General features: G+C 30.5%; 14 protein-coding genes. 8 read left to right on the top strand and 6 right to left on the bottom strand.

Annotated elements, in window-relative coordinates:
* Positions 1-252 precede the first annotated feature (252 nt).
* From HW119_RS05550 to HW119_RS05570, 5 genes are all read left to right on the top strand, one after another.
* Positions 253-807, top strand: a complete 555-nt coding sequence (locus tag HW119_RS05550; protein ID WP_177761952.1) for a hypothetical protein — start codon at positions 253-255, stop codon at positions 805-807.
* A 135-nt stretch (positions 808-942) separates the two neighbouring features.
* On the top strand, positions 943-1,719 hold the full coding sequence (locus HW119_RS05555) for a WxL protein host-binding domain-containing protein (RefSeq protein WP_177761954.1): 777 nt from the start codon (positions 943-945) through the stop codon (positions 1,717-1,719).
* Positions 1,712-4,381 carry a hypothetical protein gene (locus HW119_RS05560; protein ID WP_177761956.1) on the top strand — a complete coding sequence of 890 codons (2,670 nt, stop codon included), beginning with the start codon at positions 1,712-1,714 and terminating at the stop codon, positions 4,379-4,381. Before HW119_RS05555 ends, HW119_RS05560 begins: the two co-directional genes overlap by 8 nt.
* A gap of 3 nt (positions 4,382-4,384) precedes the next feature.
* The gene (locus HW119_RS05565) at positions 4,385-4,930 is read left to right on the top strand and encodes a hypothetical protein (RefSeq protein WP_177761958.1); all 546 of its coding nucleotides are present in this window, start codon (positions 4,385-4,387) and stop codon (positions 4,928-4,930) included.
* A gap of 13 nt (positions 4,931-4,943) precedes the next feature.
* The gene (locus HW119_RS05570) at positions 4,944-5,468 is read left to right on the top strand and encodes a hypothetical protein (protein WP_177761960.1); all 525 of its coding nucleotides are present in this window, start codon (positions 4,944-4,946) and stop codon (positions 5,466-5,468) included.
* Between the two features lie 46 nt (positions 5,469-5,514).
* Here HW119_RS05570 and HW119_RS05575 read toward each other — a convergent pair whose 3' ends face one another.
* Together HW119_RS05575 and HW119_RS05580 are read right to left on the bottom strand one after the other, a co-directional pair.
* The gene (locus tag HW119_RS05575) at positions 5,515-6,069 is read right to left on the bottom strand and encodes a pentapeptide repeat-containing protein (protein ID WP_177761962.1); all 555 of its coding nucleotides are present in this window, start codon (positions 6,067-6,069) and stop codon (positions 5,515-5,517) included.
* Entirely contained in the window at positions 6,069-7,238 is a 1,170-nt protein-coding gene (locus tag HW119_RS05580) for a class I SAM-dependent rRNA methyltransferase (protein WP_177761964.1), read from the bottom strand. Before HW119_RS05580 ends, HW119_RS05575 begins: the two co-directional genes overlap by 1 nt.
* Positions 7,239-7,336: 98 nt before the next feature.
* On the opposite strand from HW119_RS05580, the gene HW119_RS05585 reads away from it, so the two are divergent.
* Positions 7,337-7,825, top strand: a complete 489-nt coding sequence (locus HW119_RS05585) for a DUF6174 domain-containing protein (RefSeq protein WP_177761966.1) — start codon at positions 7,337-7,339, stop codon at positions 7,823-7,825.
* Positions 7,826-7,858: 33 nt separating this feature from the next.
* Here the strand turns inward: HW119_RS05585 and HW119_RS05590 are convergent, their stop codons facing one another.
* The 4 genes from HW119_RS05590 to HW119_RS05605 form a co-directional block, all read right to left on the bottom strand.
* Positions 7,859-8,137, bottom strand: a complete 279-nt coding sequence (locus HW119_RS05590; RefSeq protein WP_177761968.1) for a GNAT family N-acetyltransferase — start codon at positions 8,135-8,137, stop codon at positions 7,859-7,861.
* A gap of 3 nt (positions 8,138-8,140) precedes the next feature.
* Positions 8,141-9,571: an amino acid permease gene (locus tag HW119_RS05595; protein ID WP_177761970.1), complete on the bottom strand. Its 1,431-nt coding sequence runs from the start codon at positions 9,569-9,571 to the stop codon at positions 8,141-8,143.
* Positions 9,572-9,645: 74 nt separating this feature from the next.
* A complete protein-coding gene (locus HW119_RS05600) occupies positions 9,646-10,221 on the bottom strand; it encodes a hypothetical protein (RefSeq protein WP_177761972.1) in 576 nt (191 codons plus the stop codon).
* A gap of 76 nt (positions 10,222-10,297) precedes the next feature.
* Complete coding sequence (locus HW119_RS05605) at positions 10,298-10,891, bottom strand: hypothetical protein (RefSeq protein ID WP_177761974.1); 594 nt, start codon at positions 10,889-10,891, stop codon at positions 10,298-10,300.
* Positions 10,892-10,967: 76 nt separating this feature from the next.
* Between HW119_RS05605 and HW119_RS05610 the strand changes: the two genes are divergently transcribed.
* Complete coding sequence (locus tag HW119_RS05610) at positions 10,968-11,660, top strand: HAD family hydrolase (RefSeq protein ID WP_177761976.1); 693 nt, start codon at positions 10,968-10,970, stop codon at positions 11,658-11,660.
* Complete coding sequence (locus HW119_RS05615) at positions 11,660-12,286, top strand: chloramphenicol acetyltransferase (RefSeq protein ID WP_177761978.1); 627 nt, start codon at positions 11,660-11,662, stop codon at positions 12,284-12,286. Before HW119_RS05610 ends, HW119_RS05615 begins: the two co-directional genes overlap by 1 nt.
* Positions 12,287-12,291: the final 5 nt, after the last annotated feature.

The following is a 12,291-nucleotide window of genomic DNA, read 5'->3' on the forward strand; positions in this document are numbered from 1 at the left end:
ATATAACTCAATTGGTTTAAACACTACATGACTCACATTAAATTAACGCGTTTTATTTAGTTTAAAACCTCTGCTATTATAGTTTACTAGAACTGATTTTTTGTAAATTGTTCTTTGATTTGAATTAACGTCTATAAATTACAATTAGATTATTTAACTAAAATTATTGTAATTTGTAAAATTTTTATCATAATTTTTATTGTATTTAAAAAAAAATTATACTTTAGTAAGAAATTTTAAAAATGTAATCTTATGAAAAAAATTAAAGTTTTATCCGTAGTGTTTTCAATTTTTGCTTTTGCAAATGTTCATTCTCAAGATTTGAGTTCAGATTCTCATACGATCGGAATAACCATTCCATCAGTTGCAATTGTAGATATTGAACCAGAAGCATCAAAAAGCATCACCATGGCTTTTACTGCTCCAACAGAAGCTGGATTATCTGCTGTTGCACCTGCAAATAATACAAGTTTATGGCTGAATTATTCTTTTATACCTACAGCAGTTAATCTAAAAGCTAACATTTCAGTTGAAATTGACGCATTAGTTCCTGGAGTTGATATTTCTGTTAAAGCTGCAGCTCCAACTACGACTGTATCTGGTGGAACGTTAGGAAATGCGTTAACAACTGCAGTTGTGCTATCAAGTTCACCAACAAATATTATTTCAGATATTGGTGCTTCCTATACAGGAGACGGAGCTTCTAATGGATATAATTTAACTTATTCGTTAGCATCGACTACCGATTATGCAAATTTGTATGCCCAAACGCCAAGTGTAACAGTTACTTATACAATTAGCGAATAAAAATTTTATTGTACGAAATCATTTCGAATAGAAATAGTGTCGCTTTACATAAATTAGTCGACACTTTTTTTATTTAATAGTTTACAGATATTCTAATTTCATATTTTTTTTATGATGAGTTTCAAAAAAATATTTTTGTTAATTATTTTTAGCTGTACTTATGTAAATAGTAGTGCTAACATTGTAATTACAAATGGTTTAACGCATAGCTATAAAGTTAAAAATGGAACCGTTCAAAAAGGTATCATTACAATTGAAAATACGGCTCATGTTTCTCAAAACGTTAAGCTAAATCAGCAGGATTATAGTTACAATGCAAGTGGTACTTCTTTATATGAAGATTTCGGTAAAAACGAAAGAAGCAATCTGAAATGGATTACGTTAAGTACGAATTTAATTAAAATTGATGCTAAAAGTAAGGTTAATGTTTCTTATGAAATTAAAATTCCTGAAAATGCATTTTCTGGAAGTTGTTGGAGCGTGGTTATGGTTGAACCTGTAGATGAGATTCTGCCAAGTGATAATAAAACAGGTTTCCAAATCAAAACGGTTGTTCGATATAGTATTCAAATAGTTACAACGAATATTGAACCAGCAAAAACTTTGTTGACTTTTGATTCTATTGAATTAAAAAAGAATGAAACCAAGAATTTTTTGCAACTAGCAATTTCTAATTCTGGAGAAAGCTTTCAAATTGTTGATACATCTATTGAAATATTTGATAGCAAAACTGGGAAAAATCTGGGAAAATTTAAAAGCGATAAACAAAGTTTATTGCCCAATAATTCCAAAATGTTTTCCATTGATGTTAGTCAAATTCCTTCTGGAAATTATAGCGCTACAGTACTTGCAAACGGCGATGAAGATTATGTTTTCGGAATAAACATTGAGTTAGAGATACCAAATGAATAAAACAATAATTCTTGTATTATTTTTTATTTTACCTAATTTTTTCTATGGACAAGATTTGATTGTTGATTTTGTTAATCAAGATCAGAATCTTTCTCCATCAAATGTGCATACCTTAGTTTTTAGAATTACTAATCCGCTTCAGAGTGAGATTTTACTTACGCCTTCTATAAAAATACCAGAAAATTGGACTTTATCAACAAAGTTCACAAGTATTAATTTAGCGGCAAATGAAACCAAGATTTGTCTAATTACAATTCAAATTCCAAGTTTTGCATCAACAGGAAGCCATGATTTTGATTTAAGTTTTATAAATCAAAATGAATATGTGTTGTTTTCTAAAACATATTTTTTAGATATAAAGCAAATTAAAAAAGTAACGTTAGCACCAGTAGAAATTTCTGATTATGTCAAAGCTGGAGATACGATTAAAGGGTCTTTTGTTTTGAGAAATGAAGGAAATGAAATGGAAGAGATTTTTATCGAACCTACAAAAGGAACTTTTTTACTTCAAGAAAATCCCATCGTGTTGTTACCTGGAAAATCAATCATTATAAATACTTTTCAACCGACAGATAGCAAGCAACCCAAACCTTCCATTGAAATCACAAAATTAATTGCTAGTTCAGCAAATGATCTTCAAAAAACTGTTTTCGCAACCCAACGAACAGATGTTATTCCTCTTTTTCAAGTTAATGAGGATGTTTGGCTACGATTCCCAATTAAAATAAGCGGAACTTTTTTGGGAGCGCAGCGATTTAATGGATTTGAAACTGGTTTTCAGGGCGAGATTCACGCTAAAGGTTCATTGAATGAAAAGAATTCGAATTTTTTAGAGTTTAAAGCTGTTGGTCCAGATCGTTTCAGCTTGACCACTTTTTCGCAGTACGAGGAATATTTTGTGAATTACGAAAGTCAAAATTTTTATGTTCATCTTGGCGATAAAGTATTTACGTCTTCTTTGTTAACTGAGTTTTTTAGATTTGGAAGAGGTGTCGAAATCAAAAAGAAATTCAATAAATTCGAAGTTGGTGGATTTTACAACAAGCCGCGTTTTAATCAAAATATTTCAGATGAAATAAATGTTTATTCTAAAGTTAATTTTAATCCGAATACACATTTGCGATTTGGATATTTATTAAAACGTAATGAAATGCGAGATGAAACTCATTTGTATTTTATTTCAGGAAAAGGAAAGCTCTTTAAAAAAGTAGAAATTGAATCAGAATATGCTCTAAGTAATTCTCAAAATGCAAACAGAAATGCCTTTCAAATTCAAGCTTCAGCCTATTTCAATAAACTGAGCGTTAATATGAATTATGTTTATAGCGCACCTCAATTTTCAGGATATTATTCTAATAGCGAATTTTATACAGCGAATTTAAATTATCAAATTTTTTCAAAGCTTAATCTGTCAATGAATTATCAAAAAGACGCTAGAAATTTTGAAAGAGATACGTTGTATGGAGTTGCACCTTTTAGAGAAAATTTTCAAATGGGTTTGCGATATAATTATATTAAAAAAGGAACGATTTCTTTGTTTAGCGGAGTTCAAGAATATGAAGACAGAATGAAGATAAAACAATTTTTTTATAATGAAAATTTCTATCGTGTGGAATTGTTTCAAGAGATAAATCGTTTTACAATCAATCTGCAATCTTTTTTTGGAAAGACAACCAATTTCTTAATTAATTCTTCAGGTAAATCAACACTTTATACGGCTAATGTTGGATATGTCAAGAACAGTTTTTCTGTAAACTTAAACGCTGGTTATTCCATTTTGGATAGATATGAAACTAAAGGTGAAAAAATGTTTTTATTCGGAGGTCGTCTAAACGCTTTTATTTCTAATAAATGGGAAACCAGTTTGTTTTATCAAAACACATATTACCGCGAAGATAATTTTGCAGATAGAAATTTATTTGAAACTTTTGTAAATCATAAATTAACTTCAAAACAACAAGTTCATTTGATTGCAAGATATGCTTTGGCTCGGAATCAAATTCAAAATAATGATTTTTCGTTTTCATTAAAATACATTTTAAATATAAATGCACCATTCAAGAAAATCAAAGAATATGGAACTTTAGAAGGAAACATTTCTAACTTAGGAAACAGTAAAATCGAAGGAATAAGAATATTATTAGGTACTTATATTGCAATCACCGACGCTAAAGGTTATTTTATTTTTAAAGATGTAAACCCAGATGATTATTTTCTTGAAATGGATTACAGTACTTTAAATATTAATGATATTACGGAGGTTTCCTTGCCGATGAAAATTTCGATTTCAGAGGGAAAAAATTATTTTGATTTTGGAATAACACAAGCTGCCAAGATAAAAGGATCAATAAATTTAGAAACTACAAATGAAGATCAAGGTCAAAGTATCATTGTTGAGTTGACTTCTGAAACCGAAACATACAGAAAAATATGCGACATTACCAAACCTTTCGATTTTACGTATTTAAAACCTGGCGATTGGACTTTGAAAATATATCGAAATGGTTTGGATAAAAAATTTATCATTTTGACAGATAATTTAAATTTTACATTGCATCCAAATGAAGAAAAAGAAATTGAAATTAAAATAAGTAAAAAAGAGAAAGAAGTTCAGTTTCTACAACAATCAATGAAAGTAGGAGTCACTAATTCAAAAAAATAAAATATGGTTTTTAAATACAATTATTTTCGATTTCTTATTTTTTTGCTATTTGGATATCATGGTTTATTTGCACAAACTACTGCGAATTTTTCAATCAATTTAAACCTTTCAGAAGTTGCGTTGCTCGATGTCGAACCACAAAATAGTACATTAAATTTTAATTTTTTACCACCGTCCGAGTCAGGAAATAAAATAACAACTCCGACTGTAAATACAACTTGTTGGTTGAATTATACTTCTGCGAAAAAAACAAGTTCATCAAATCGAAATATTACTGCTCGTGTTGATCAAACAATTCCTGGTGTTTTGATTAAAATGCAAGCAAATGCAAGTTCTGGAGTTGGAGCAGGAGCTTTAGGAACTCCTTCTGGTAAAGTTACGTTAACTACAAATCCAATCATAATCATAAGCGGCATTGGAGGTGGTTTTACAGGAAACGGAATTAATAACGGACATCAGCTAAATATTTCTTTAGAAATAAATGATTATAAAGAATTGGTTAAAGTAACCAATAAAGTCATCACCATCACATATACAATAAGTAACTAAAAGTGTAAAAAAAATGAAACTAAAAAAAGAAATCAAAATAGCTTTGTGTTCATTTATTATGATATTTTTAATCGGTTCAAAAACAAATGCTCAATTAGTTTTTCGTTCTATTTCTGTTGTTGGAACCAATTGGACTCCAATAATTCCTACAATAACAGAAGCAGGATCAGATTATGTTGGAACTTATACAACTCCAACGGATCAAATAAAATTGAATGTAGCAGTTCCGTTACTTTCAAGTTCAAAAATTTCGGTTAGATACGAAGCCAATTCTATATGGGACAATTCAATAAAAATTCAGTTAAATAAGTTAAACAATGGTATTGGATTGTGTGTAGGTTGTTCTATCACTCCTTCTGGAGAAACTCCGTTTCAGGAAATTTTACAAACAGATACCGAGCTTTTTAAAATTGTTGCATTGGGCAGTTTGTTAAGTGTAAATAACATCAATTTAAATCTTAGATTGTCTGGGATTTCTGTAACGGTTCCAGTTGATAATTATAGTGCAAAAATTGTTTTTACTATTGGACCACTTTAAAGAATGAGTCCAGAAGTAGAAAAACCTCTGGATTCATTTTAAAAATTTATTTAATAACAATATTATATTTATCTAGTAAACCAAAAACACCTGGAATAGAAAACTTTGCTTTTTTAATGTCATTGTTATCTGGATCAATTGTATAATCTTTGGCCGAATTGAAATTTGCTTTTACTAAATTGGTTTGTTTAAAAATTGCACGAAATAAATTTGATTCAGAAAAATCAGATTCCATTAAATGAGCTTCTGTAAAATCGGTTTCAACTAAATTACAATTTTTAAAAACGGCTTTACGAATCTTCATCTTATAAAACGAAGCCAGATTTAAATAACAATTTTCAAAAATAGCTTCAAATAAAAAGGGATTGCAAGTATCAAATCTTACACCTAACATTTTACAATCAATAAATTTGACTTGTTTAAATGAAGTATTTCCGACTTCAACCATATTGAAATTACTATTCAAAAAAACACAATCAATAAATACAAATCCAATTAAATTATGCTTTGTGAAATCTCCTGATTCAAAAATACAAGATTCATATTCGGCAATTGATAAACCAACAAAGCATTCAAATTTTTGATTGTAAATATTTTCCATTAATCTTCGATATATAAAACCAAACCTTTTAGATAAGATCCTTCTGGATGAAACATATTAACTGGATGGTCTGGACCTTGTGATAATTTATGTAACACACGAACTTTACGACCTGATTCAATAGCAGCCGCCGCAACAGTGTTATAAAACAAAACATCGTCAATAACTTGTGAACAAGAAAACGTAAATAAGATTCCGTTTGGTGCTAAAGCTTTCATCCCAGCGATATTTAAACGTTTGTAAGCCTGAGTTGCTGTATGTTTACTTTTGATGCTTTTAGCGAAAGCTGGTGGATCAAGTACAATTAAATCGTATTCATGTTTATTTTCTTTTAGGAAATCAAAAACATCTGACGCGACTGCTTGATGGTTTGAACCAGGAAAATTTAATTCCATATTAGCTGCAGCTAAATCAACTGCTTTTTGAGAAATATCTACGGATGTTACCAATTCTGCACCTGCGCTCATCGCATAAATAGAGAAACCTCCGGTGTAGCAAAATGTATTTAAAACACGTTTTCCTTTTGAATAATGTTTTAAAAGTTTTCTGTTTTCGCGTTGGTCTAAAAAGAAACCTGTTTTTTGACCTTCAATCCAGTTTACATTAAACAAAATGTTATTTTCATTAGCAATTGTTTTTTCATTTGTTCCGAAAAGAAAGAAATCTGTTCCTGTTTTTGGAAGTGTCTGCGCACTTTTACAATAAATGGTTTCGCAATATTCTGGAAAAGCTTCTTGAATAGCTTTAGCGATATTTTTTAGTTGAAAGTAAATTCCAGTTGCATGTGCTTGAACTACGAAATTGTTGTTGTAGAAATCGATAATCAATCCTGGAATATCATCACCTTCACCGTGAATTAAACGGAAAGCATTTGTCTCTTCTAAAGAAAAAAGTTGTGTGCGTAATTTCCAAGCAGCTTGTAAACGTTGTTTCCAAAATGAATCTGAAAAAGCTTCATTACCGAAAGTTAAAATACGAACAGCAATACTTCCTTTGTCACTGAAATAGCCAGTTCCAAGTAAATTATCATCGTTGTCAACTACTTGAACCATTTGTCCGTCTGTTAACTCTTCACTGATACTATGAATAGCACCGCTAAATACCCACGGATGTTTTCGTTGAATTGAGCGTTCTTTTCCTTTCTTTAATCTAACTACTGCGTATTCCATTTAATTAATTTTTTGCAAAAGTAAGAAACGAAAGAGGAACTTAAATCAAACTAATGCAAAAAATATCATATTTTTACTTAATAACTAAATTAATAATTATGAAAAATGTATTATTGAAATTATTTTGCTTTTTAGGTTTAGGTTTAGCTTTTGGATGTAACAGCGATGATAATTCATCCACTAAAAATGAATTAATTTTTGAATTTGATAGAGTACAATTTGAAAAGAATCGTGAAGCTTGGTTATCAAATGATTTTCAGAATTATAATTATTTTGAATATCAAATGTCTTCCTCTACAGGTCCATTAGAGTATCAAATTGAAGTTCGAAATGGCATAGCCAAAAATGTTTCTGAACCTGATGTAAAGTCCAAATCAATTTCTCAAATTTATGAAGAAATTCAAAAAAATGTTGATTATTACACAAGTCCAGATTATAAACCAGAAGGGAAAGAGCATTATTCTTTATACGTTCGATATGATTCCGAATTTCATTATCCAACGTATTATTCATTAACGCTATATAATGCTCCTCCTGGTGGTGGTGGCTTTTCAAAAGAGTTTTCTGAATTTGAACTAATAGAATAAAAAAACGTTCGATTGATTTCGAACGTTTTAGTTTTATAATACATCTTGGATGCTTGCGTCTTTTTCGAATGCTGCTTTAGCAAACGGACATAAAGGTAAGATTTTTATGTTTTTTTCTCTCGCAAAATCAACTGCGGCGAAAACCATTTTTTTACCAACACCTTGTCCTCCAAATGCTGAATCGACTTCGGTATGGTCAATGATAATTAAGCTTTCACCTGCTTTTGAATACGTCATTTCACCTGCTTTTTTACCTTCAGATTGAGCTATAAATGCACCTTTGTTTTCGAATTCTTTATGTACGATTTCCATAATTTATTTTTTTTCTGATTTATTGTTTTCTACGATTTTGTAAGATACGAATAAAATCGCTAACCAAATTGGAATTAAAATTACAGAAACTTTCATTCCGGTTATGTACATAATTATCAAAATAGCAACTAAAAACGCGATGCAAATGTAGTTTGAAATTGGGAATAAAAATGAAGGGAATTTTGTTTTTACGGCTTCTTTATTTTTTATGTTTCTGAATTTAATATGTGTGAGTGAAATCATTACCCAATTGATGATTAGACACGAAACCACCAAAGACATTAATATTTTAAAAGCATGTTCAGGAACAAATTTGTTAATGATGATACAAATTCCAGCAAAACAACTTGATACAATTATGGCTCTTGTAGGAGAAGCATTTTTGTTTAAATATTTTAAAAATTTAGGTGCATTTCCTTGTTCAGCTAATCCGTATAACATGCGGCTGTTGCTATAAACTGACGAATTATAAACCGATAATGCAGCGGTTAAAACAATTAGATTTAGGGCATTTGCAATAAGATTTGTTCCTGAAATTTCATTTCCAAATAAATTAAAATGCAATCCTTTTAGGTTGTCGAAAACTGTTACAAACGGACTTGTTTCTGTGGTAATATTTGTCCAAGGTGTAAGTGAAAATAAAATTATTAACGCTCCAACATAAAAAATTAAGATTCTGTAAATAACTTGATTGGTTGCTTTTGGAATATTCTTTTCTGGATTTTCGGCCTCGGCTGCCGTGATTCCAATTAACTCTAAACCACCAAACGAAAACATGATAATTGCCATTACCGAAAGCAAACCTTGATAGCCGCTTTCTGTTTTTTCAAACCAACCTTTCGGAAAAAAACCTCCGTTATTAGTTAAGTTTGCAATAGTTGCTTGTTCACCACCTGTTCCTGAAATTAATAGATAACATCCAAAAATAATCATTGCTACAATGGCAACTACTTTTATAATTGAAAACCAAAATTCGGCTTCTCCAAACATTTTTACCGAGCCTAAATTCAAAGCTGTAATGGCTACGAAAAAGAATGAGCTTGAAGCCCATAACGGAATTTCAGGCCACCAATATTGTACGTAAATACCGATAGCCGTAAGTTCTGACATCGAAACTAAGATATATAAAATCCAATAGTTCCAACCAGATGAATAACCTGCAAACTTGCCCCAATATTTATAGGCAAAGTGAGAAAAACTTCCAGAAACGGGTTCTTCAACAACCATTTCGCCTAGTTGACGCATAATAAAAAAGGCAATAATACCTGCAAAAGCATATCCTAAAATTACCGAAGGTCCGGCTAAAACAGCAGCAGGTCCAATTCCTAAAAAAAGTCCAGTACCGATTGCACCGCCTAATGCGATAAGTTGAATATGACGATTAGAAAGTCCACGTTTTAACTCATGCCTTTCTTGATTTTTTAAATCCTTCAAAATTTAGTTTTATTAGTTTGGTAGATGCGAAAATAAAGGATTATTTTATAAAATCAATAAAAAAGCGAACACGTTTAAAAATTTAGAATAAATACCCATTTAGGATTAGCCGTAAACTCGCCATCTAAATTTTGTTTGAAATAATATATTTTCGAATTAGAATGTTCCATTCCCCATCGAACAATTTGTAAACTTTGAATGGCTGACCATTTGGTTTCTACTTCTGTGATATCAGAAGGACCATTGGTTAACTCAATCGCTGTTTGTGGTAATGTTACAAAATCGTTTGTAAGAACTCGCTCAAAATGCGAAGAATCTAATAATGGATTGGGGATTATTATTTGTCCATTACCATTAAAAATTTGAGTAGCATAATAAATGAGTTGATTTGCCTCAACAAAATTTACTTTTATATATCCAGCATCTTGAGCAGGAATATTTTCAACACTTAAATTAAAACTACCATTTTGTTCATTGTAATAGTAAATAGTCCCACCTTCAAAAGTTTGAGTTGCATCATCAACAATTAAAACAGCAATTCGGTCACCTGGAAGATATGGCTCTGGATAATCATCTCCTTCTGGACAGCCACACATCGAAGCACAAAGAGGGATAATCATCATCAAAATTAAACTTTTAAAACCCATCATATTTTCTATTTTTTTAATTAAGTAAAACAATCATAAATCATATTGCTATAAAATGAGTACAATGTAAATTTCGTTTTTATCCTTTTCTACGTTCTAAAAGAACCATCATTTTTAAACTTAAAACCAAAAGTTCTTCTGGAATTTCAGTAGTTCCGGTTTTTGTAACTTCAAATTTTCGACCAAAGAACGAAGGTTTTTTGTATAAGGTTACTAAAACTTTTCCGTTTAAGTCTTTCACATCGTATTTCGGATTGAAGAAGTAACCTGTAAAAAATCCAACAACAGGAATTTCTCCAACCATGCTATCCCAAATTTTAACCCAAGCATTTCGTTCTCGAATTTCATATTTGTGTTGGTCTTTTTCGTCGAAGATATCATATTTGGTTTTCCAAATAGAAACCCAACCTTTTCGAGCTACCTTTCCTAAATATTTACCCGAATTATCCGTAAAATTATAAGCTGTATTAAAATCAATCCATTTGTTGGCGTTAATTTTATACTTTAAATTGGTTTTGTTAGAATTGTCAAAAACTTCAATTTCATCAACGAACTTAAACATTTTTTGACGAACATAAGAAATGGTGCGATTTGAAGCATCTGTAACTTCAAAATCATTAGATAAAGTAGTAACCTTGAATTTAAAATTCAATGGAAATTGTAAATTATTCATAAGTAGTAGTTTAAAGATTTAAATATAATGTTTTTTTTGATTCATACTAATCTTATCTTTGTAAAAAGATTTCAGGATGAAAGAATATATAAAAGTGATTGGTTTCGACGCAGATGATACGTTATTTATTAACGAACCTTATTTTGATGAAGCTGAAGAAAAATTCTGTGCTTTATTTGAAGATTTTCTTTCTAAACAAAGTATTTCTCAAATCTTATTTCAAACACAAATAGATAATTTACCTTTTTACGGATATGGAATTAAAGGTTATATCTTATCGATGATTGAAGCTGCTAATAAAATTTCTGATGGGAAAGTGTCCATAAAAGTAACTGCTAAAATTCTTGAAATTGGAAAAAATCTACTTCAAAAACCGATTGTTTTATTAGATGATATTGAAGAAACTTTAAAACAACTTCACGGAAAATATAAATTAATTGTCGTTACTAAAGGTGATTTAAAAGATCAACACAGAAAAGTTAGTTTGTCTGGTTTAGGACCTTATTTTCACCACATCGAAGTTTTAAGTGAGAAAGAAGAAATAGATTATGAAAAACTTTTAAAACGTTTAGATATTGATGCTTCAGAATTTTTAATGATCGGAAATTCATTAAAATCAGATGTGCTTCCGGTTTTAAATATTGGCGGAACAGCGATTCATATTCCGTTTCACACCACTTGGGCGCACGAACGCATCGACCACGAAATTGTTCATGACAAATTTTATACAGCAATAACAAACGCTGACATTTTACCATTGCTTTTATAATGAAACAAATTATAGATCTTGAAAATTGGAATAGAAAAGAACATTTCGAATTCTTTTCCGCGATGGAGGAACCCTTTTACGGTGTGGTTACCGAAGTTGATGTAACGATTGCCTACAAAGAAGCCAAACGCAAAAACATTTCATTTTTTAATTATTACCTGCACAAAGTTTTATTTGCAATTAATGAAACCGAAAATTTCAGGTTGCGAATTGAAGATAAGCAAATTGTTTTACACGACGAAATTGATGCTTCGGCAACTGTGATGCGTGCTGATAAAACTTTCGGATTTTCGTTTATGAAATACATCGCGGATGAAAACGAATTTTCTGATTATGCGATTAAAGAAATTGAACGTGTTCAAAACACCACAGGTTTACTTTTAAAAAGTAATTGGAAAGAAAACATCATACATTTTTCGGCAGTTCCGTTTGTGAATTTTTCTGGATTAACGCACGCGCGTAGTTTTACTTGGCCGGATAGTTGTCCGAAAATTTCTGTAGGAAAAGTTTTTGAACGCGACGGTAGAAAAATTTTCAACATAGCCGTTTATGTGCATCACGGTTTGGTTGATGGTTATCATATTGGTTTGTTTCTCGAAAATTTACAAAATAGTTTAGATAAATAAAGCTG

This window comes from Flavobacterium sp. I3-2 (assembly GCF_013389595.1).
GTDB lineage: Bacteria > Bacteroidota > Bacteroidia > Flavobacteriales > Flavobacteriaceae > Flavobacterium.